We start from the raw sequence: 21,713 nt of genomic DNA on the forward strand, positions 1-21,713 counted from the left end.
GTCAGCGACCTCGGCATCGGTAGCCCAATGCCCACCGTTGTTCGGGTGCATCACACCCCAACGGTCCTCGCCCGCCCGGACCGCGACCGCGCCGAACATGTGCGACTCAGGATCGGCGCACTGCTTGACCGTGGGTGACTTCTTCGCTGCCATCATCAGACCCCTTGCGGGACGTTGAATTCGGCGCGGTACTCGGCGTCGGCCAGCACGCGGATCGCGCCGGTGGAGACGACGACTATCCAAGCGCCCGGGTCGGCAACCATCTCTGGACTACCGTCCGGCCGTTGAAGGCGGATCCGCCAATGCACCGTTTCGCCTTCACGGAATCCTTCAGCGGAGCCACGAACGAGCAGATTGCCCGCAAGTCCAGAGTCGATGGCGTAGACGATCTCAGCCGCCTGCGACGCTGTGCCGCCGAATTGCATTGACTGGTAGGTGGGCTGGATGATTGGTTCTGCAGGCATGAAAGGCACGACTCTCCTTAGGGTTTCGGATCAACGATGATGTTGCGGTCATAGAACGTCGCGGTCGCGGCACTGGCCTTATAGACAGCCTTGACTGTGGTCGTACCTGGGTTCAGGCCGGTGAGATGGATTCTTCGGCCGATGGTTCCGACCACGCCGCCGGTTGACACACCCCAACCTGATGCGCCCTGTGCGTCACTCGCGGCGAGCGTGTTCGCCCCCGACAGCACGAAGCCCATGTAGCCGCGCACATTCAGGTTTGTTGACGTCGTCAGCCAGCTGGAGATGTCTACGACGATCTCCCCGCTGGGCGGCACGGTGAGCGTGACCGACGGACCTGTGGTCGCCAGGTCGGTGTACGAGGCGCTAGAGGTCCCCTGCGACGTTGCAACCGACGCTGACACGATCCGCGCCGGCGTGCCCGTATCCAGGAACGCGAACTGAATGATCGACCCAGGCGCCGCCGAATCCGAGGACGCCCAGTCACCGCCGCGGTAGCTGGCCCCCATCGAAGAAGAGTGCGCGCCGTCAGTGTAGGAATCGAACGGGTTGCCGTTGACTGAGGCGGTGAACGTCCACGCATTATCGGAGGTCAGCGAGAACGCGTTAAATGGGATGGCGTCACCGATGGTGCCAGTCTTCCAAGCGAACTTGGTTCCCGATGACACCCGGCCGATCTCATAGTTGGTGACACCGCCAACCACCCATACCCACAGATACACGTAGTTCGTACCCGCCGAGTTGGATCGGATCTTGATGATGTACCCGCCCGATGCACCATTGGGTGGCATCCGGCTCCAGGTCGCCGCCGCGGTCATCGCATCAGTCAGCGCAACACCGGTGTTCAGCTTCCAGGTCGGCAAAATCTGGGTACCCATGGACGTAAACGACGTAGGCATCGCAGCACGCGCGACAATCCACACAGCACCGGGAGCACCCGCCGCGGCACCGAAACCACCAGAGATCCCAGCGCCACCAGAACCGACAGTTCCAGTCAGCGCACCGGAGACAGTGCCAGGCCCGAGAGTGACAGTGCCCCAACCGCCAGCGCCACCGCCCTCGCCCTTGATGCCGAAGAAGTTTCCAGCACCACCACCACCACCCGGCGCGAGGCCAACCTCGGTAACCTCAGCTTCACCGCCACCCTGGTACAGGATGTCCAGGTACGCCTGAGATCCGGGACTGTAGCCCTTGGGGTGGAAACCGGACCCGGGCCCGACAGGTGCGCCGCCAGTGCCCGTCACCTTTGTGACACCGGCAACCTTGAACAGCGAATCACCACCCGGACCGGACGTAACAGGGTTAGTGCCGCCGCCACCACCAGCGCCGCCGCCGACCACGATCACATCAAGCGAGTCAGTCGCGGGGTTGAACCACGGCGGCAGTGTGAAGGTGAAGTTTCCGGCAGTGTTGAAAACCGTTACCTCAGGCTGCCGGAACGGCACCGACGCCGAGAATCCGTTCGCGCCATGCAGCAAGTTTTGCAACGAACTGACCGACGCCGAGAGCTGGCTGAGCGTTGACGCCGCCGCTGCCATCGCCGCCGCGGCCTGCGCCTGGCTGGCGGTTGGCACATTGTTGCCGCCCAGCTTGTTGAAAATCTGGGTGATCGTTGACTGCGCGGTCGACTGCGCCGTGGTAGCGGTCGCATCCGCGGTGTTCGCTGTCTCCTTCGTGCCGAGGAAATCCGCGACACTCTCGCTGATGTCCGCCCACGAGCCGCCTGACAGCCACGACGCCCAGTTCCCCTGCGCTGTTGACGCGTTGGACGCGATCGTGCCCAGCCCGTTCACCTTCGACTGGTCGAGCAGCGGAATGTTCGCACCCGACAACAGACCCGAGATGATCGACCCCGGAATGTTGATGATGTTCAGGAACGACTGCGCGATAGTGCCGCTGATGATCTTCGACGCATCGATACCGGGCACGTTGATCGCACCGATAGGCGACCCGATATTGCCGCCGGGGATCGCAAACAGAGCGTTGTAGACATCGGTGACGCTGTGCCCAGTTCCCGAAACGCCCAACGCATTACAGATCTTGTCGATCAGCGCCTGACCGCCAGGAATGCTGTCGATGCCATCCTGCAGCAGGTCAAGAGTGTCCTGCAGGTCACCGATACGACTGATCGGGAACAGGCCGGAGATGATCTTGCTGGCGTCAAGTCCCGGGATCCATGCGGCGTTGAGCAGACCGCCGACGAGATTGGCGAACAGGTTCAGCGGCACCACGAATGCCGACATGACCGCTTCCCAAACCTCGGCTGGAGTCGGCAGATCACCGAAATCGACGCCGCCGAACAGTGGCCCCAGAATGGCGTTCAGGCCATCTTTGATCTTGTCGAATATGTCGATGATCGGCTGAATGAACGTGGATACCACGAACTGCCACACGTCGCCCGCATCAGGCAAGTTCGACCAGTCGATCGCACCGAACAGGTTCTCCAGGAAATCCCGGATGCCTGTCAGGTCGATGCCGGTCAGATCCTTCAGTGCGGTGAGGAACCCATCGATGATCTGCTGGATATCGAACGGCGGGAGCTTGCCGATCGCCGTGTCGATCCGCTGAGTCGGATCATGGGTAATCTTCGCGGCGCCGTATAGGTCGATCGCTCTAGGCATTGCGCGCGTTCCAGTTCCGCTCGGCCGCAACCCATGCCTTCAACTGCTCATTGCGCCACTTGCATTCAGCGACCAACCAATCCAGCACCGGCTGATTCACCCGCCCGGTGCTGGTCTGCTCAATCCACAAATAGTCAGCGGGGTTCATGCGCAGCGACACCATGTGCTTCACGGTCTTCGGCGGCAAGTCCGCAACGGGGATCTCGCGTTCAACGTGGTCGACCAGTTCGAAACCCTCAGCGGCAAGCGCCCGTTCGGCGGACTCACGCGCCAGCCACGACAACACGGCACGGTCACTTTCCAGAGGGAACGGGCCTAGGGTGCGGAACACTCTCTCGCGCGACACAATCAGCCCTGCGGGACCGTCAGGATCGACACCTGGGCGCCGTTGTCCTTGTTGAAGATGTATGCGCCACCCAAGAAGCCGTCGTTGTACAGGTTCACGTTGATGACCGCGGTGGCGCCGGCATTCACCTGGGCGACACCGTTATCAGGTGAGACCGCCGATGACGGATCCCCCGCCTCTGAGTAGTGCGGGCTGATCGTCGTCCAGTTCGACGAGTTGCCGAACCCACGACCAATCAGCGTTCCCGACACCGGATCACCTAGGCGAACCTCAACGCCGATCGTCAGTGGGTCGGCATCGGTCTCAATGCCGTACGCCTTGATGTGCCCCTGCACGTACGGCACATAGTCATAGTCCTGCGCTTCGATCGTCCACGACAGGATGGTGTGCCGCTGCGTCACGCCCGTAAAGTTCGTGAACGCTGACTGCGGGATCGAATACAGCCTGGGGTGTTTCGCCGCGAAGTCGCTGGGCTCCCACTTGTCCTTGACCTCGTTCCACGTCACCACCTGCCCATTGAGCGGGGGCAGTGTGTTGTCGTAGTCCGCAGCCAACACGATCTTGGAAGCTGGGCCCATTGGTCCGGCCGGCGCATCGACCTTCATGTGCAGAATCGGTTTCAGCGAGGTGCCCGACTGAATGATGGTCGTCCCTGTTCCGGGGGCGACACGTTCGGCAGTGAACGTGATTTGTGGTGTCGCACCGGTCTGGCCTGGTGAGCCCATCGCCTTGGCCACGTAGTGGGTTCCGGTCCAGGCGTAGACGAGGTTGTCGATCCAGAACGCGAACCCCGCATCAGCGAGCGTCAGGGGCCGGTCGAACCCGTTGGCGGCTGACGCGGTGGGAAGATCAGCGGGATCGTCAATGTCGGAGTCCCACTGCATCTTCACAATGTCAGCCGGATCGCCCTTCTCACCATCGGCACCCTTGAGTGCGTCCAGTGCGATCACCGCATTGTTCTGGACAGCTTCCATGGTGGCGACCTGCATCGCCGGGGTATCCCCGTCACCCACCACCCCGTACCAGTGGGTGTTGGTCAGGAATGAGCCGAGGTAGACCGGATCGCCGGGAATGGGTGAGCTCATCGGGCGCCCCCGTCCGCGTACTTCAAGCCGTCAAAGCCAAATGCCTTGCCAGGTGGCGGCAGTGGATCTTCCGCGACGAGTTCGCCGACGTAGAAGGTGACCGTCAGTTTGTTGATGTCACGCCCACCTCCGGGCCTGAACTCGATACCACCGTCAGCGATGATCCCCGGCAGCTTGTGTTCTCCGAAGTAGATGGCATCGCGGGTGATTCGCACCTGCCGCTCAAGCCATTCCGCGCCAACTGGTTCGGTCATTTGAACGTCCCTTCAAACTTGGTTCGCACTTGCCACGGCATCGCGTCGAACATTGCGTCAAGATCCACTTCGCCCACCGCTGTGACGAGCTCGGATCCTGGAATCGGTTCGGGGTCAGGCCAATCCACCGGAACCCAGTCGCGCATCCCGGCCATCTGACCGGGGCGGTTCGGTACCGGACGCGCCTTGATCACCGCCCGCTCCGGGTGCACATCGCAACCGGCTCGGGCGAGGTGCCAGGCGATCTGGGGCAGCTTCTCCCCAACGAACAGCAGTTCACCGGTCGGTCCGCGCATGAACATCAACGCATCGGCCAGGCGGTGCATGGCGTCGATCAAGTCCTGTTTTTCGGCAGGCAAAACACACCCCTTCAGATCGGTGTTTCCGCTGGTAGAATCGATATATGGGCGAATGTTCACCACCGACAGCGGCCGATTTCGCATATGCAAATGCGGCAGATGCCAAGCGACGAGCCGAAGGTTTAGAGGCCCGCGTAGAGCACCTAGAAACCCACCTTCGGGCCGCTCTCGTAGCTATTGACGACCTGCGAGCGCGGATCCGTTGTTGCAACGGCGGACCGCAGTGGGGCCACGCCGTGGATTGCCCGTCGCTGCCCTAAGCGGCGATAGCCGCGCCGCCGATGAGCGAACCGATCGCGTTCCACCCATCAGCGAGCGCCTTCATACCGGCCTCGAACGGGTCGCGGTCACGGTTCTTACCGATTGTCAGCGCCAAGTGAATCGGGGTGTCCTCGTCGTACTCCCACTTCACGCCACGGATCTGCTCGGTGTAGTAAATGCGGTCGATCTCGAACAGACCGCGGTGACCGATGTTGTAGTCGTAACCCCAGCACCACGGTTCACCATCGCGAGCATTCAGGGTGAAGCTCACCTTCGGCTTACGCTTATGCATCCCTTGGCGGATCGTCAACGCAGCAGACACGACGTAGGCATAGCCATTGCCCGCCTCGAAATCCTCCAGGAACGCATAGTCGTTGAACCACACCGCCACAAAGGGATCAGTGAACTTCTCGTAGGCGAAGAACATGTCATCGAACTGGCCCTGATAGACGTTGTCCAAACCTTCAGCGCCGTACTGCTCATAGGCACCGATGCCATAGTTGATCACCTGGGCGATCTGAGATAACCCATAGCGGATACCCATCGTGATCGCCTGGTTCAGCCAGGTCGGACTGTGACCGCCAGTCCAAATGGTCTGGGCACCACCCTTTTTGATGCGCCGCTCCGAGGAAATCAACCCCGAGTACTCACAGTCCCGCCACACCAACGACGGCTTCTCCGGCGCAACACCCAGCAGCTTGCGGAAGAACGGATCCGTTTCCCCGTCACCATCTGCATCGATCGGCATGATGACTTCAGTGATCGTGTCATCCAACACCGCGCCGATCAGGTTCAACGCCCCATCAAACGCGGTACCGGTCGGGCCCGTCACGCCCGAGTGATCCTCGAACGCCAGGATCACCGCCGCCCGCGACGGTCGAGCCAAGTCGTTGCCGACCAGCGCCGCCAACTCGGGGTGTGGCGAATCCTTGTCCTCGGGAAGCCAGATGTAGTCGACGAGCGAGCAGCCGGCGTCATCCAAGAGTGGTTCTGAGATGGTGTGCAGGTCTTGCCACTTCGACGCCAACGGCAGGATCCGCGACTGATCCAGCAAGGGATTGACGAACTGAACCTGGATCGGCCAATGCAACGGTGACATGTTCCCGACACGGGTGGTCAGCCAATGCACCGGATCGAACAGGGACGTCGGGATCGCCAGCAGCGGCCAAAACGATCGCGCCAGGTTGATGAACGTCGTGAACGCCAGATTCGAGCGGAGGTTCTGAATCCACACCCAGCTCTTGAGGGGCTGAAACTCCGGGGCGCTGAACGGTGTGGCACCCAACAGGATGTGCTTGGCGTGCTCCCGCAAGGAGATGATGTCGATTTCCACCGTGCGGGTACCGTCATCATGCTTCACCGCGCGAATGTCAGTGACCTTGTAGCCCAGTCGGGTACGCCAATGCCGCTGATTCGGATTCGGATCGATCGCCAGGTGCAGATCCTCTTGCACCCGGGTTTTGTGGGCGCACAGATCAGCCAACCAGTCCGACCAACGCAGGGAGATGGTGCCGGTACCGGAGTCGTCTAGCAGGCGTTCCCAGTTGGCGGCCTTCTCTGTGGCGACAGTGCCCAGGTAGTCCCAACGCTTATCCATCAACCGCAACAGGGGGCGTTGCCGGTTCGCGTCCACGATCAGCTGGCGCCGCTCATTCAACAACCGGTACTTGGTGACCGCGTCGTTGTACTCGGTGATCTGCTTCAGCTGCGGACGCACCTGCGCCCGCGACACAAACCCACCCATGTCAGGCGTACCCCATGCGGTACCACTGCGGCACAATGCACGTGATCTTCGCGTTCGGATTCGTGTGCGTCACTTTGATATGCGCAGTCGAATGGGCCGGGATCTGCGAAGTGAACCCGATCCCTCCAGGCATCCGCCGGCCCACAGGCAACCCGCTGTCCGCGGCGGCCAAATCGCCAAGCAGATAGTCCAGAATCTCGCTGTTGCGGATCACCTGATAGAACAGGTTGTCCACCGGATCCGTTGAACTGGTCAAGGTCCGCTTCGCCGGATCGGTATCCAACAAGATCAACCCATCGGTTGGGAAGATCCGCGGCAACGGCACCATCCGATCAGTGATCCCATCCTGAATGGTCACCTCCCCGTCATGCAGGGTGGAACCCTCGATGATGAACTTCGGATACTGCGGCCAATCGCCATTGTTGACAACGGGAATCACGCCATGATTGCGTCCGTTGATCTGCGCATTCAGCGCATCATTGCGCCATTCGGTGGTGAAGGAACGCTTCGAGTAGAACGGGAACTGGCCGTGAATGGTCATCGCCCACGACTGAGCGTTGTTCCCATAGGCGGTCGGATCCAGGTCTAGGGTCTGGTCGTTCGCCTCGCCGTGACGGACACGGATCCATCGCCACCCATGTGTGCGGGTGTAGGTGCCCCAAAACCCGGCCGGAGCGTTCTTGTTCTCCGGCCAGTCCGCCCACCACTTCTCTTCCAGCATCCGGTAGGCGAACTCGTTGTCCGGGAACCTAGTCCGCGTCAGGTAGTTGATACCGGGCCCCACAAGAACATTCAGGTTGTACACCCGCTTGCGGTAATCGGTGCGCTCCAACTCCTCGCCGATCATGTATGGGCCACCCGAGTAGCGCTGCTCGAACGGCAGATGCATCGACCCCTGCAACTTCTGGTCGAGCACCACACCCTCTTTACCCGCCCAGTTGCCCGCCAGGTTCCACAGCCGCCGCCCATCCGGGGACATGTACACATGCTTGGTTTTCAAGCCACGCAGTTGCTTACCCCACGGGCCCAGGTCATTCCATGAGGTGTAGCGCTGCCACCCCGGATGCCGAGAACCGATGGGAGAATAGATCGGTGTTCCATCGGGTCGGACCCAATCGTCCATCCCCAGGTTGACCTCTTGAGTGGTGTCAAATCGAGCCCACTCCTTGAAATGGAAGCTCTCGCTGCGCGGATAGGTCATTGCGGCCTCACCCCACCGAGAGTCTTCTTGTAGGTCTGGTTGGCGTGAGCGTCCGCTTTCAGAAGGCCCTGCTTCGGATCAACGTTGGACATGTTGTAGTTCACCGTCGTTGACGGGCCAGGAGCGCCACCACTGCCCTGATGTGCTTCGTTGGGGCGCAACTGCCGTCCCGCGTCCGGCATCGGTTTGAGGAAGTCCCCGACGCCGGGCAGGCTGATGCCGGGGAGTTCGCCGCCCTCGCCGGGCAGGCCAACCACGTTGCCCTCTTCACCAATCGGCATACCGGGCGACCAACCGGGCTGCTGAATGCCGAGCTTGCCTTCCAGTGCGCCCTTGATGGGGCCGGCGAAAGCGTTCAGCGCAGCCTGGCTCGACTTCATCAGCGGCCACTCCATGAAGTTGGAGAACCCGGGGAGACCAAGGGTTTCCATGATGCCGCCCAGCGCACCTGAGGCGAATGACTTGCCTAGGTCCTGACCGCCGCTATCGCCGCCCTTCTCGGCCTTGGTGGCCTCTTTGTCCTTGACTTCGGACAGACGGGTCTCGGCGGCACTCTGCCGTTCCTGCGCAGCAGTGAGCTTCTGCTCAGCCACGTCACGCTTCTTCTCCGCCGCGGTGAGCTTGTCAGCGGACGCGCCCTTGGCCTTGAGCACATCGAGATCAGCGTTGGCCTTGTCTAGGGCGTTCTGCGCCGACGCTGTAGATGCTTTCGCGGAAGTGACCGATGCGCTAGCAGACTTCACCGCCGCCGACGTCCCGCCACCAGACTTGGTCGGATCCTCCCCATACCCGGCAAGGGCGATCCAGGCACGGTTGGGGAACTCTGATGCGCCGGCAGCACCGCCACCAAACGCACCACCGCCAGACTTGCCGCCCATCTCCACGTTGACGTTGCCGCCCTCGGGATCCATGATCGTGCCCGCAGTGTGCCCACCACCGGGTCCGCCGTTCTTCCAGCCGATCCAGTACGCGGCGATACCTGAGGGTGGGTCGCCCTGTTGGAACCCACGCGCCAGGAGTGCCTGGGATTCGTTGCCAGTGGAGAATCGTCCGCCGGCGCCGGTGATGAAGTTCGCGATAGCCGCTTGACCGCCACTGCAATCAGTTCCCGTGAGGCCAGCGGGACCGCCACGGACGTAGGTGCCACCGGAGATCCCCGAGGCGTACGACTTCAGCTCGTCGACAGTGATGGAGCCTTCAGCGTTCGAGTTGATCCCGAACAGGCGGGCAACCTCCATGAGGATCGCCATCGACCGGCCACGCTTCGACTTGGCCAGAGGAATGTATGCCTCGCCACCGGTCTCTTCCTCAGCGAAGATCGTCCCGGCGCCGCGCCCAGCGTAAATGCCTGCGGTCTTCGGCTTTTCGATCCACTGCAAGCCACCATCGGCCATCGGCACAATCGCACCGAATACGTGGGGGACGATCGCACCGTCAGCGCGACCTCCCTTCGGCACCGTGGTATCGCCAGGGAACGCCGGCATGCGGGCAGGGGTGCGGAAGTCGACGGTTGTCGTCATCGTCTTCCACTCGTTGGAGAAGGCGCTCATCGCCTCGTCGGCCAGAGTCGTATCCGCCTTGACCAGAACCAGCTTGTTGTCGACAACCTTGGCCTCGTAGCCAATGTTCTTGAGCAGTTGCAACGTCTGCGCGCCGAGGCCGTTCTTATCGTCAACAACGATCTCTTTGTTGTTGTCCGCGTGGACCTTTTCGCCAAGGCTTGTCAGGAGATCCAGTACTTCCTTGCCGCCAGGAACGTCGACATTTATCGGGTGATCCGTGGGGATCTCGCCGCTGTTGAACTTCCGTGAGATGTCCCCGAGCTTTCCGCTGGCGTCAGCGAGAGTGCCGCCTAGGGTGTCGTATGCGGCTTTGATGTGGGGGATATCGGTCTGGTATCGGCGGGCCAATTCAGCGAACGCAGAGTCGTTCTGCTGCAGCGCGGCGGTGAACGCCGTTATGTCGCTATTCTGCCCAACACGAGCCGTCTCGTTGCGGATCGACTTCAAGGCGTCCAGTAGGTCTGCGGCGTTGGTGCCGTTGGGCAATGAAGTATTGATAGCGCCATCGGCCTTGAATAGCTCATTGCCGATGCCCTTAGTCGAGTCGACCGGATTATCCGATTGCGTGACGGCTGCGACTGCCCGCGTGTGCGCAGCCTCCGCGTCGGCGGCGGTAGCGGCAGGGTTGAGCGCGTCCATAGCGGAGATCAGTGCGCTAGTCTTGTCTGCGGCCGAGGCGGTATTGTCCGCCAATGTCCGCATCGCTGTGGCCATCTCCAGCACACCGGGAGCTATTTTGCGGGCGACGTCCTGCTGACGCAGGAACTCAGTGCGGGCCTCGCGGAACTTGCCCCCCGCAGCCTTACCGCTATCGCCGGCGGCTTCCATCTTCGCGGCCAACGCATCGAACGCTGCCTGCGGCCCATACGCGGCGGCAGTCAGATCATCATTGCTCATCCTCAGGTCATTAATGACCTGAAGTGTCGATCGGGCTGCGGAAGCCTGCTTTTCGATGATCTTGTCGTATTTCGTATCATCTCCGGTGCTGCGCGACCAGATGGAGCGATCTGCTCCGCGGAAGTGATCCATAAAGCTCGCGGATCGCTCTCCAGCCTTCTCCAACTCGTCGCTGATAGCTGAGATCCGCTCCACCGCAGAACCTTTGACAGTGTCATCGAACGCGCCACGCGACTTCCCCAGCGCCGAATTCAGATTGACCTGCGACCGCTCAGTTCGCCGCACCGCATCCTGGTACGCCTGCAGGGACTGGCCGGCCTTCTGGTTCTGCGCAGAAATGATGGCGAACGCGGCGCCCGCAGCGATCAAGGCGGCAGAGAACGGCCCGCCGAGTGCACCGATAACGCCAGACGCCGCCGTGCGAAGCCCGTTCAATGCTGGCTGGACACCCGCCCGCAGAGCTCCAGTGAACGCACCCACGTTCGTTGAGGCGCCCATGAAGGCGTTGCTCATGTTGCGGATCGTCGGCGAATTGTTCGTCACCGCCGTCATGAGCCGGTTGAACGACGACAGATGCTGCCCATTGTTCTGCGCCGCAGTGCCGATGTTTCGGTAATCCCCGGCAATCGCAGTCAACCGGGACCGCAGCGGAACCAATGCCCCAGTCTGACCAGTGATCTGCTGACCCATCCGGGAAAGCGACTGAGTCAACGGCACTGTTGCACCGGTAACCCGACCGAGAATCGCCGGAATGCCACGGAACAGCAACCACACACCAGCGGCAGCCGTAACGATCCCCTGATGGTTCTTCATCAAATCGGCCACCGTCTTGACCGGCCCAACAAGGGTGTTCAGAATCCCCGCAGCAGCCTCCAACGCTGTAACAAACAGCCGCCACGACGACACCCCGAGCGCTGCTGACGCCGTACCGAGCGACTGCCCGATCTGCATCAACGAAGGCCATGCCTCACGCGCCGCACCAGCCAACGACACGAGGATCGACTTGACCTCACCCAAATTCGACCGCACCGCCGGATTCATCTTCAGCTGCTCAAACGCCCCCTGCGCAGCCGGAATCCACTTGTCGAAGACCTTCGCATCAAACTGCTCCGCAAGCTGCTTAGCACGCGGAGTCGCATCGTCGATCCGCTTCGTCAGCTCAGCGAACGCCCCGGGAAGCCGCTTAAACCCCGGCTCCTCGGCAGCGGCCCCCAGACGCCCAAGGGCTGCTTTCACATTCGCGAACGCGCCCTTAACCGTGTCGCCAGCCTTGAGTGCCGCCCCACCAATGTTGGCGCTAATCGCCTTCTCGAATACCTCCGACGAAACCTTGCCCTTGGCCGCCAGCTCCTTGACTTCGGAAGCCGCAACACCCATCTGGTCGCCGATCCACTGATAGATCGGCAGACCGCGACCAGCCAACTGATTGAGGTCGTCGGTGTACGCGGCTTGCCCGGTGCGAACCTGGTTGATGATCAGGCCCATATCAGACAGGGACGTGCCGGCAATCGATGCCGCATCGGCTGTCATCTTCAGGTAGTCGGTCAGTTGCTGGCCTGGCTTCACCCCGGCGGCTACGGCTGACGCCGCGATAGTGGCGGCGTCGCCCAGCCCGTACGCCGTGCCCTTCACTGACGCCAACGCCGAATCCATGATCTTGGCTTGAGATTGGGCGGTATGCCCGAGACCGCTCAGCTTGCCTCGCGCATCATCGATAGCAGTCAGCCGGTCAAACCCCAGCTTGAGCGCAGTTGCCGCCGTGCCCGCAGCCACCGCCGCAGCGGAAGCCACACCAATCTTCAGCGCCTTGCCCATGGCTTCAGCGCCACGCTGCCCAGCCTCAGCTAGTTTGCGCTCGACCGCGGTCAGGTTTGTGTTCGCCGCAGCTCCGCGAGAGAACTGGTCTCCAACCCGGCGGCCGGCGCGGTCACCATCAACTTGATTGAAGGCGCGTCGAATATCGCGCTGCATACCATCTGCCGAAACGGCCAGGGTCACCCACGCGGTAGCTAGCTCGGGCATCAGGCTCCTTTCAGCATGGCAACAACTTGTGGCGATGCGGGATCTTCAAGCGCGACTTCCCAACTGGCCGACGAATCGATCGGCTCAACACCGGGACGGGGAATCGATTCAGGGAACGGAAGTTTGTCGCCGTCTTTGAAATGCACGGCGCCGTATCGCCAATACAACTTGCGTTGCACGTCCAACTGTTCGGCAGCTAGATGGTCTGCCACATACCAGCCTTCGCAGCGGGCGTCATAGATTGCGGTACCGCGCGGAGCAGTGGTCACATACGCCCACAGGCCACGCATTCCGAAGTTGTCGAGAAGAGTGTCTAGTGTGAGCCGGTTGGTGATCAGGTCACGGGTAACAGCGTCGGCCAGGTCGCCCGTGACCTGATCGACCAGCCACGCTATTCCCCCGCGGTCAGCCCCTTGTCGCCGTCAGCGTTCTTGGTGCCGGCTTCCAGCCATCCCTTGTAGAGATCGTCAAACGGATCACCAGCGGTGTCATCGAGGCTCATCAGAATCTCTTGCGCTGTAGGGCATGCGGCCCGGTCGATCGCGGCGAACTCAATATCGGTGTCGGTCTGCAACTGGCGGATCTTGTACAGCCACGTCTTGGAGTAGATCGACGCGAACGGCTTGATCGCCACTACGGTCCCATCCGGGAAAGTGTGGGTGTACAGATCAGTGGTGTCGTAGTGTCCGGACCAGTCGTAGTCGGCATCGCCCGGCTTGGAGGTAGCCTGATCGGCGGACGGCGTTGGAGTGGTTCCCTCGGACTGCGTCTCCGCGTCCGCAGGCTCCTCCGGGGAATCCGAGGGCTCCGGAGTGAGCGGATCATTCAGTGAATCCAGTTCGATTCGCCCATCGTCGACAATCTCCGACGTGCGCTTTTTTGCTGCCATGTCTATTTCACCCTTGGACTTCACCTTGGCTGGACCTTGGCCCACCAGAGCCGCGCCAAGGTTTACGGCTCTGGTGGGAGAATTTGCGCGCAACAGCCCAGGTGGGCTGTACATTCGCGGGATGAGAATCTGGATGGCGGTGGCCGTATGCACCGTGCTACTCGCCGCATGCGGGACGCGGCAACCAGCCGCCGCGCCGACATCATCGGAGTTGGCGGTTGCCGCCAGCTACACGTGGAAAGAGTTCCGCAAGGAATACATGGACTTGCTGTTAACGTGCGACCTGCTCAACCACACCGATCAGGACGTGCTCGCCTGCTGGGTGAACCACAACGCGATGCTGGATTCAGCCTTGCTCACCGCCGAATCACTGCCGGTCAGCAAATCCCGCTCCGACCTGATAGCCCTGATGAAGAACTATCAGAAGTCGTACGCCGAATTCGATGCCGCAAACTGCAACGCACTCAGCTTTACCGAGGTGAATTGCATTGCGCCAGTACACGGACTGAAGGTCTTCGACGCCTCAATCGGGAAGGTGATAGGAGATAACGCCAACGCCGAGTAATAGGTGGCCGCGCCGCACCGACAATGCTGCGCGGCCACCTACCGACTAGGCCGGCGTGACAGTAGCGGTGGCGCCGCCGGAACCAACCGCAGACAGCACCCCACCATTCGCCAACACGATGTTGTAGCTGGTGCCCGCGGTGCCGGTGACGGTCGCATTGCCGGCGCCGACGTTCGGCAGACCCTCGATCGCGGTCTTGAGCGCGGTCGTGGACACGTTGTAGGTCTGCCCGGTGGTCGACTCAGCCACAGAATCCCGCGTCACCGTGTACACCACCGTGCCCGCAGAACCGCTGATCGCCACATCCCACTCAGACGGCACCAGAATGTCGTTGAGCTCGGTGTACTCCACCCACGTCCGCCCCTGGCTATCGGGGAACATTTCGAGGGTGATCTCATACACGGTCCAGTCCTTGGACTGGAAGATGATGTCACCCGTCTCGGACACCTGAGCGTCCGCAATGCAGGTGCGGATCTTGTCGTCGCCGTCGATGGTGTCGACCACGTAGGCGTGGTGCGGCAGCACGTCGCTGGTGGACTGTGCGGTGATCTGAGTGCCATGCGAAGCGGTCGCCGGAACCACGGTCACATTGGCGTCGCCGTACAGCATCGCCTTGGCCTGCGGCGACTTCGGCTCGATCAGAACGAATTTGCCGGAGTCGTCCTTGCCGGTCTGAATGGAACGGACTTTGTCGCCATTCCAATCTTTCTTCTTCTCGATGTCCCGCTTGCTGGATACGGTGAAGCCGGTCTCGTCGCAACCACCAAGCCGCGGATTCCATCCGCTGATGGTTGGCCGCACCGAGGTTGCATTAGTTGGCAGAGTGGTGCCGAGCGGGTAGCGGAAGATGCCTCCAGCGAGACCCGCCCGCGCGACCTGGGTATTCCGAACATTCGTGTGCGCCACGATTCCTCCTGTAGGGGGATTTGCGCCCCAACATTCCGGGGGCACGACGAAAACCCCCGCAGCGGGATTGCTGGGAGGGGTTAGAGACCTTGGCTGTGTAGTGCTAGATCACGCTGGACTGAACAGTCCAGGTGACGTTTACCTGACGAACCGGAAGGGTTGGAACGTCAGAGTCTTGCGTAGGGAAAGGGCCGTGCAGCTCGCACGGCTCGGTGATCGGTACATCCTTGCCATCGATCGCCGCTTCGGGTGCGGCCCGCAGGATCGCGGCCACCAACTGGGCAGTCTGCGCACACCGAACCTCGTGCTGCGCATCGTCATACACGTAGGCATTGACCTGACACCACTGAACACGGCGACACGTCTCCCGCCCAGGCAAGAAAACTAGGCGAATGAACTGCGCCGGCATCGGTGACGGAATCCTCGTTCCCACCTTGATCGACAACCCACGCTCCGCTAGGCCCTGTAGCAGGATCTTGCGGGCGATGGTGTCAACATCGGGGAACACGACTAGATCAGGCACCGCCCAACGCTTTCTGTAGCGCGTTGGTCTTAGCCTCATGTCGCATCGCACGAGCACCAGCCGCCCGAATCCGACGCCGAGCACGCTTGCCATCCGATCCGTCCTCAACTTCGTAATACGGCACAGAGGCAGCTGGATCTGTGGTTGAGGGGACAGCGTTGGCCCGATCAGCGATCGACTCGGTTTCCTTGTCCAGCAGCGAATTCGCGTAGCTACCGGTCAGCAGTTCGTCGAACCCGGACTGATGGAACGTGACCTTCATCAGCCCACCCACTTCAGTTCGACCACAAGGCGATCTGGGGAAAACCCAAATGGGCCATGGTTGTAGTCCTTGGGCAGCCCGCTCACTTCGAACTTTCTACCCTCGATCGTGAACCTGTCTCGATGGTCAACAGTCACAACCAAATCGACTACCAGCACACGGTCAGCCACAACCCGATCACCGCCAGTTGGCGGCAAATCAGGTTCAGTTGATGACGGATCCCACCAGAAGCAGGCCACCTCGACTTGCGGTAGCCAGCCCGGGACGGTGTTGCCGTGATCGTCCTCCACGCCAGGGGTGTACGCCTCGTGCTGGCAGGTGAACGGCAGTGGAAACGTCATGGCGCCTGTTCGTAAATCTGTTGGCCGGCAATAGATGCGCCGCACGAACAATCGCCACCGAAGTAGAGGGAGCAGATCGGTGAGTGAGTGCCGCCGCACGGAACGGAATCCACCGCGAATGCCTTCGACTCCGAACCGTTCTTGCAGATGTCCTGCAACTGCGTAATCTCACTGGGCCACAAGTTGAATCCGCCGCGCTGGCGGGTGTCGAAGGTGACTCCGAACGGACCCGCGGTCTGCGACTGCAATGCACCCGATCCTGCTTGGGACCAGCGCATCACGGCACCGATCAGGATCAGCTTCGCCTCCGCCAACTGGCCCTCTGTGGGAGGAGGGGTAGTGGAGGCGAGACAGGGCGCGACCCGTGACGCGCGAGCATTCGCACCGTTGACCCACGTCTGCGACATCGCGTTTGCGGCGATATCGTCGGGCAGGTCAGTGGATGTGATGATCTCGGCCACGGGTCACGCCCCTCCTTGTCACTTGGTCGCGGCGGCAGGCTTGGCCGGCGTGCGCTTCCCCGGCAGGCTGTAGCCGCCAGCGATTCGCTCGACCTTCTTGGACTCGGCCACAGAAACCGTCTGACCATTTGGGGCTATCAAAGTGACGGTCTCAACCTTCTTGTCGGTCATGATTAACCCTCCCCCTTAGGCGTTGGCGACGGCGTCTTTGACCTGCGCGAAGGCATCCGTCGACATGATGCCGATGCCGTAGACAACCTCCGCACGGATCGCGATCTGGTTCTGCCGCTTCAGGTCGCCCAGGCCGTCCGGGTCACCGAACTCGATCAGCTCCAGCGGAACGTTCACCTGAACACCCCACCGGAACGCGGAGAAGTCACCGGCGATGGCCTTCACGTTCGGATTGGTTGTCCGGTAAGCACCGGTCGATGCCGTGACAGCCTCAGGCCCGCCGCGAACAGTGTCCGAGACGGCCGCGTTCAGGCCAGAGAACGCAGTGGCAGTCGCGCCGAAACCCAACTCCGGGTAAAGCTTGCGGCCCTGGCTGTCACGCTGGGTCGCCAGCGAGAACGCGAAGCCGTTGTCGATCGCCACACCGTTCGGGGACAGGCTGTCGGCGAGCACCAGGCCCACGGCAGCCTCAATGGCCTGATCGGGCTTGGCCAGTGTGGCCGTGTCCAACTCCACGACGTTGGTCGTGTCGAGGATCTTGGCCGGCGACCCGGACAGCGCAGCACCGGTCAGTGGGTTGATTCCGTGAATGCCGATCAGGTCGAGGGCACGGCCGAGTGCGACACCGGACAGGTCGGCCATCGTCTGAAGGACGCCGAGCTGACGAGAATCGTCGGCCCACTTGACTTCCTGGCTGAACCGCTGGGTGACCTGCACCTTGCGCGGGATAGCGGTGACGGGGGCGAACTGCGCGGTCGATTCACTCTTCTGCGCAGCTTCACCCACGACCTCGCCGCGGGGCGGTGCAGTCAGAGTCATGTACTGCTGTTCGCCGAATTCCTGGGGATCGGCAGCAGACAAGCGGGCGAGAACGGACTGTCCCTGAGCCTTCTGCCACACGCCCGGCACCATGTGCTTGGGCAGCGAGAAGGAGCCGGTTGCAAGTGCAGTCATCGGGCTATTCCTTTCGGGTTAGGAACCGCCCCCGAAGAAGTTCCGCGCAAATTCGCGGTCGTCTTCCTCGGTGGTAGTTCCGGTAGTGGTCGACGTGCCCTCCTTGGACACGATCGGGTTTTTCTTCTTGCGCTCGGCTTCAGCGTTGGCTTGCTCGGCCGCGCGGTCTGAGAGCCTCTTCGCCTGAGCGGTGAGGGTCTCTTCGTCGGTTCCAGTGAGAAACAGGTCGGCGTCCTCGAGTGAGATGCCGTGCGTTACTGCAGTACGGAGACGCAGCGCTTCTGCTTTGGCGGTGTCTCGCTCTTTTTCGGCAGTGGTGATGCGTCCGTTAGCCTTTTCGAGTTCGGAGAGGTTGGCCTGTTCGATCTCGTCGAGCTTGGCCGCCTTCGCTTTGATGTCGTTGTAGTCCTTGAACTTTGCGCGTTCTCGGTCTAAACGGTCTTTCAACGCCGCGTTCAACTCTTGCTGCGAGGTGATCGGCTTGAACTCGTTCGCGGTGGGCGTCTCTCCGCTGGTGGTGCTTTCGCCGCCCGGGGCTTCCGATGTGCTGGTCGTCTCGGCTGCTGCCTCAGACATGGTTGTTCCTCCTGGTCCGTCCGTTGACCGCCGGACGTGGGCGTACACCCGTCGTGATGTGACGGGAAGAATTTGTTACGTGGGTGCAAGCACTTACCCCAAAGGGAAGGAATCTTGGGGTACGACGAAGCCCCCGATCACCTGGTTAGGTGCGGGGGCTTCGGAGAGTTGATCTAGCCGGTAGCGGCGGTTGGCTCATCGAGGAACCGCCAAATGTCGGCCTCGGTGAGGCCGGCGGCACGCTCAGCGTCCTGCAGTGGAAGGCGGTAGTCGTACTCCCGCAGATAGGCGGCCCGGGCCTGTGCGAGTTCCGCCAGGTCGGTGACAACCTCAGTTCCGAGCGTGCCGTTATCGAGTGCGCTCATCGTGTCCCACCTCCTGGTTCAATCAGCATCGTGGCTCGCCACATTCCTAACTGACTATCGTACGTCGGATTGATGATTGTGTAACCCAACCCGCGTGCTAGAAGTATCTCTCCCTGCCCGGGGTACTTGGAAATGTCCTCAACGGCCGCAGCCGGCGTGCCGCGGGGGGCGATGACAGTGAGTCGGACGGGCGCTTTGTAGTCCTTGGTCGTACCGCCACCAGGCAGCCGAGTCGTCGACATGTAGCCACGTTCGATTCGCTGAGTACCCATGATTTTCGCGAGGTCCTCACCGCTCGCGATTCCGAACGCCTCCAGGTTGACGGTCCGAGTCAGGATGGTTCGCGTAGGTAGTGGGTTTGCGTCCAAAACCGCATCGAGGTCCTTCACCCTGGCTTCGACCCAAGCGTCAGGCTTCGCATTCTTGCGTCGAAGCCACTTGTTGATGCGCTCATGGTCCGGGCCGGTGTAACCGACGACCGAATTCCGCCGGCGACCTGTGAGCCCGTTGATGTGAGTCCGACTACGTCGGAGCCAAGCGGGATCGGGGCCACCTGGCGTTCCCCCTGCGCCGGGGGCCGGCGGAACCGTCGGCGGTCGCCGCGGTGGGCCGCCACCAGTACCACCGCCACGCACCTTCGAACTTGGTGCTGGCGCCTTCGGCGCCCTGGGCGCACGGCGTCCACCTTCGGCTTTGTCCATCGCGTTGGCGATCTGCCCTGGGGTAGTCGCGCCGTCTCTGCGTGCCTGCGTGTAGTCGCGTTCCCACTGCTCCACGTACGGCGCCGGCACATACAGGCCGTCGCGGTCGGGAACCGCCAGACAATGGCAGTGATCGTGGCTCTTCTTCGCCAACGCCTGACTGCGGTACACCGCGCCTCGGGTGGCCAACATCCGGCAGAACCCACACGCGTTCGCCGACGCATGCCGCGCCCACCGGACGCCTTCACGCTCAGTGTTCGCGATGACGGTGTCGCGGGAACCGCTAAACACCGCCCTCGTCGCCGTTCCTTTGAGCGCGGCAGTTGGATCCGCCTGCAGCATCGCCCACCGCGCCGAGATCGCCAGCTGATCCACTGGCGCCACCGCGGCTGGCTCGGCATAGAACTGCTTCGCATCCAGTGCGGTGGGCTGCTCGTCGTACCAAACGGTCGTCAAGTCGTTACCGGCCGCGATGTACGGCGTCACCAACTCCGGGTAGGCGTCCGTCATGAACGACAGCAGCTCCGGCTGGCTCAACCGATCCAAGCTTGGGACCAGGCGATCAATCCTGGAGCCGAGCTCGTCTGCCAGTTGGGCTAGCAGAAGCTGAAACTCGGCGACGGCTACAGCCACGCCAACCTCTACTGCCCGATTGCCTGCTGCACGGCGTCAGCCGGCGGATTCGAGATCGCCACTGGCGCTTCAGTTGAAGTCAACCGGTCGACCAATGACAACGAGGACGCTCTCCGCTTGTCGGCCATCGCACGCTTAACCTGCTGCGGTGTCAATCCCAGAAGCTCAAGGCCAACTTCGGATTCTGCGAGCCACGGCGCAGCAGCGAGTTGCTTCATCCCAGCATCAGCCTGCGCCGACTTCGCCAGGTAGCGCGGGTCGCGCCACTGTGCGTCGATCGACTTCCACTCGTCCGGGATCTCGCCGATGGCGACCTTGTTCTTCATCGCCAGGGAACGCACATACGACTTCCGCAGGGCCGGGGTGAAGTCGTCGACGGCACCCTCCGCCTCGGCGATCAGCTCATACTGCGAGGCGTCGTAGGACTCGGCGGACGTTGGATTCGCCAGGCCTGAAATCGCAACGGCCGTATCGGGCAAGGACGCTTCCCGTGCGAAAAGCTTGGCCAGACCATTGATATCGGACCAGTGAGCATCCGGGCTCGCAGCCGGGAACTGCTTCACATCCGCGCGAGCGTTCTGCGGATGCGCGGCGTCCGCATCGTCCGGGAGACCCTTGATCCGACCAAGACGGGCTTCCCAAACCGACTTCATCGTGCCATCAGCGTTTTTCAGCGCCGACTCATCCGCGCCGAGCAACCAAAACTCCGGGTACGAAAAGACATCCATGTGACCCTCACGCCGGGCCAACTCACGCACCGCGGCATCCTGTAAGCCCATCATCGGCTGTGTAATCCGAGACTGGCCAAAGGGACGCTTCGGCGCCGGCTTGTACGGCAACACCTCCGCGGGCACACCGTAAACGTGCTCGACCCGGTCGACTTGCCATTTCAGTGTCGCCTTGTCGCGGTGCGCCGTGATGGTCTCATTGTTGAGATACAACGCCAAAGTCAGCACACGGCCGTCTTTGTCTTTGTCGATCACCGACAGCAAGTTGTCTAGATGGCGCCGACGGCGATTCCACTCCCCCGTCGCTTCCGTGGCGTCCTTGATGTGGATCAAAGCTTTAGGCTCGTCGGCATCCCCGATCGTGTTGATGAGGAACGCCGGACCGTGCTGCATCGCGGCGACGATCGCACTATCAATTTCAGACACGAGATGGTTGTCGTCGACAACCTCTGTGCCACCGATGCTTTCCAGGTCGCCATCGGGCCAGACGAACCCCTCAAGGTTGCACCGCCGAGCGAGAGCATCAACCGCTTTGCCTGTCCAGCCGAGAATCAGACCGAGATTGAAATACTGCGGCGGAATCAACGTTCCGACATGCCGAATCGTGCGCTTGTTCTCGTAGTACGAGGTCCGCAGAAGATTCTTCATCTTCCGGTTCTCAATCTCAGCGAGAAGCCCGTTGATGAGAGCGTTTTCGTCGTTGGTCAGCTCAGGGAGGCGAACCGTCTGGGCGATGGGTTGGTTCACGCCGTCGACCCCTCCAATGACGAGTGCCGTTGCCGCCTACCTGAAGCCGCCCGGCCACCCGAAGGGCGCCGTGTC

The 21,713-nt window shown here is 61.7% G+C and carries 22 protein-coding genes; 1 reads left to right on the forward strand and 21 read right to left on the reverse strand.

Going from position 1 to position 21,713, the window contains the following annotated elements; translation table 11 throughout:
• Positions 1 to 155 precede the first annotated feature (155 nt).
• From EYZ64_RS00025 to EYZ64_RS00075, 11 genes are all read right to left on the reverse strand, one after another.
• On the reverse strand, positions 156 to 473 hold the full coding sequence (locus EYZ64_RS00025) for a hypothetical protein (RefSeq protein ID WP_135451302.1): 318 nt from the start codon (positions 471 to 473) through the stop codon (positions 156 to 158).
• Between the two features lie 8 nt (positions 474 to 481).
• Positions 482 to 3,115, reverse strand: coding sequence for a hypothetical protein (locus EYZ64_RS00030; RefSeq protein ID WP_135451303.1), 2,634 nt, complete (start codon positions 3,113 to 3,115; stop codon positions 482 to 484).
• On the reverse strand, positions 3,078 to 3,371 hold the full coding sequence (locus EYZ64_RS00035; RefSeq protein WP_135451304.1) for a hypothetical protein: 294 nt from the start codon (positions 3,369 to 3,371) through the stop codon (positions 3,078 to 3,080). Before EYZ64_RS00035 ends, EYZ64_RS00030 begins: the two co-directional genes overlap by 38 nt.
• A gap of 62 nt (positions 3,372 to 3,433) precedes the next feature.
• On the reverse strand, positions 3,434 to 4,516 hold the full coding sequence (locus EYZ64_RS00040; RefSeq protein WP_135451305.1) for a hypothetical protein: 1,083 nt from the start codon (positions 4,514 to 4,516) through the stop codon (positions 3,434 to 3,436).
• Positions 4,513 to 4,770 carry a hypothetical protein gene (locus EYZ64_RS00045; RefSeq protein WP_135451306.1) on the reverse strand — a complete coding sequence of 86 codons (258 nt, stop codon included), beginning with the start codon at positions 4,768 to 4,770 and terminating at the stop codon, positions 4,513 to 4,515. The genes EYZ64_RS00040 and EYZ64_RS00045 overlap by 4 nt, the downstream gene beginning before the upstream one ends.
• Entirely contained in the window at positions 4,767 to 5,192 is a 426-nt protein-coding gene (locus EYZ64_RS00050) for a phage gene 29 protein family protein (RefSeq protein ID WP_286174521.1), read from the reverse strand. The genes EYZ64_RS00045 and EYZ64_RS00050 overlap by 4 nt, the downstream gene beginning before the upstream one ends.
• Positions 5,193 to 5,385: 193 nt before the next feature.
• Positions 5,386 to 7,134: a Gp37-like protein gene (locus tag EYZ64_RS00055; protein WP_135451307.1), complete on the reverse strand. Its 1,749-nt coding sequence runs from the start codon at positions 7,132 to 7,134 to the stop codon at positions 5,386 to 5,388.
• A gap of 1 nt (position 7,135) precedes the next feature.
• A complete protein-coding gene (locus tag EYZ64_RS00060; protein WP_286174522.1) occupies positions 7,136 to 8,335 on the reverse strand; it encodes a hypothetical protein in 1,200 nt (399 codons plus the stop codon).
• A complete protein-coding gene (locus tag EYZ64_RS00065; protein ID WP_135451308.1) occupies positions 8,332 to 12,816 on the reverse strand; it encodes a tape measure protein in 4,485 nt (1,494 codons plus the stop codon). Before EYZ64_RS00065 ends, EYZ64_RS00060 begins: the two co-directional genes overlap by 4 nt.
• Entirely contained in the window at positions 12,816 to 13,106 is a 291-nt protein-coding gene (locus EYZ64_RS00070; protein ID WP_135451309.1) for a hypothetical protein, read from the reverse strand. Before EYZ64_RS00070 ends, EYZ64_RS00065 begins: the two co-directional genes overlap by 1 nt.
• A 101-nt stretch (positions 13,107 to 13,207) precedes the next feature.
• The gene (locus tag EYZ64_RS00075) at positions 13,208 to 13,729 is read right to left on the reverse strand and encodes a hypothetical protein (protein ID WP_135451310.1); all 522 of its coding nucleotides are present in this window, start codon (positions 13,727 to 13,729) and stop codon (positions 13,208 to 13,210) included.
• A gap of 97 nt (positions 13,730 to 13,826) precedes the next feature.
• On the opposite strand from EYZ64_RS00075, the gene EYZ64_RS00080 reads away from it, so the two are divergent.
• Positions 13,827 to 14,270 carry a hypothetical protein gene (locus tag EYZ64_RS00080; RefSeq protein WP_135451311.1) on the forward strand — a complete coding sequence of 148 codons (444 nt, stop codon included), beginning with the start codon at positions 13,827 to 13,829 and terminating at the stop codon, positions 14,268 to 14,270.
• 45 nt (positions 14,271 to 14,315) lie between these two features.
• Here the strand turns inward: EYZ64_RS00080 and EYZ64_RS00085 are convergent, their stop codons facing one another.
• The 10 genes from EYZ64_RS00085 to EYZ64_RS00125 all read right to left on the reverse strand — a co-directional run bounded on the left by EYZ64_RS00085 (position 14,316) and on the right by EYZ64_RS00125 (position 21,638).
• Positions 14,316 to 15,221, reverse strand: coding sequence for a phage tail tube protein (locus EYZ64_RS00085; protein ID WP_502702915.1), 906 nt, complete (start codon positions 15,219 to 15,221; stop codon positions 14,316 to 14,318).
• Between the two features lie 58 nt (positions 15,222 to 15,279).
• A complete protein-coding gene (locus EYZ64_RS00090; protein ID WP_286174523.1) occupies positions 15,280 to 15,792 on the reverse strand; it encodes a hypothetical protein in 513 nt (170 codons plus the stop codon).
• Between the two features lie 168 nt (positions 15,793 to 15,960).
• Positions 15,961 to 16,302 carry a hypothetical protein gene (locus EYZ64_RS00095; RefSeq protein ID WP_135451313.1) on the reverse strand — a complete coding sequence of 114 codons (342 nt, stop codon included), beginning with the start codon at positions 16,300 to 16,302 and terminating at the stop codon, positions 15,961 to 15,963.
• Positions 16,299 to 16,763: a hypothetical protein gene (locus tag EYZ64_RS00100; protein WP_135451314.1), complete on the reverse strand. Its 465-nt coding sequence runs from the start codon at positions 16,761 to 16,763 to the stop codon at positions 16,299 to 16,301. Before EYZ64_RS00100 ends, EYZ64_RS00095 begins: the two co-directional genes overlap by 4 nt.
• Positions 16,764 to 16,781: 18 nt before the next feature.
• Complete coding sequence (locus EYZ64_RS31890; RefSeq protein ID WP_167857639.1) at positions 16,782 to 16,934, reverse strand: hypothetical protein; 153 nt, start codon at positions 16,932 to 16,934, stop codon at positions 16,782 to 16,784.
• Positions 16,935 to 16,949: 15 nt separating this feature from the next.
• Positions 16,950 to 17,888: a phage major capsid family protein gene (locus tag EYZ64_RS00105; protein WP_135451315.1), complete on the reverse strand. Its 939-nt coding sequence runs from the start codon at positions 17,886 to 17,888 to the stop codon at positions 16,950 to 16,952.
• A gap of 18 nt (positions 17,889 to 17,906) precedes the next feature.
• Positions 17,907 to 18,464, reverse strand: a complete 558-nt coding sequence (locus EYZ64_RS00110) for a hypothetical protein (protein ID WP_135451316.1) — start codon at positions 18,462 to 18,464, stop codon at positions 17,907 to 17,909.
• Between the two features lie 173 nt (positions 18,465 to 18,637).
• On the reverse strand, positions 18,638 to 18,829 hold the full coding sequence (locus tag EYZ64_RS00115; RefSeq protein ID WP_135451317.1) for a hypothetical protein: 192 nt from the start codon (positions 18,827 to 18,829) through the stop codon (positions 18,638 to 18,640).
• Positions 18,826 to 20,163, reverse strand: a complete 1,338-nt coding sequence (locus EYZ64_RS00120; protein ID WP_135451318.1) for a VG15 protein — start codon at positions 20,161 to 20,163, stop codon at positions 18,826 to 18,828. Before EYZ64_RS00120 ends, EYZ64_RS00115 begins: the two co-directional genes overlap by 4 nt.
• An 8-nt stretch (positions 20,164 to 20,171) precedes the next feature.
• Positions 20,172 to 21,638, reverse strand: coding sequence for a phage portal protein (locus EYZ64_RS00125; RefSeq protein WP_286174525.1), 1,467 nt, complete (start codon positions 21,636 to 21,638; stop codon positions 20,172 to 20,174).
• Positions 21,639 to 21,713 lie beyond the last annotated feature (75 nt).

Origin of the sequence: Mycobacterium sp. DL99, assembly GCF_004762045.1 — a bacterium.
Classification (GTDB): Bacteria; Actinomycetota; Actinomycetes; order Mycobacteriales; family Mycobacteriaceae; genus Mycobacterium.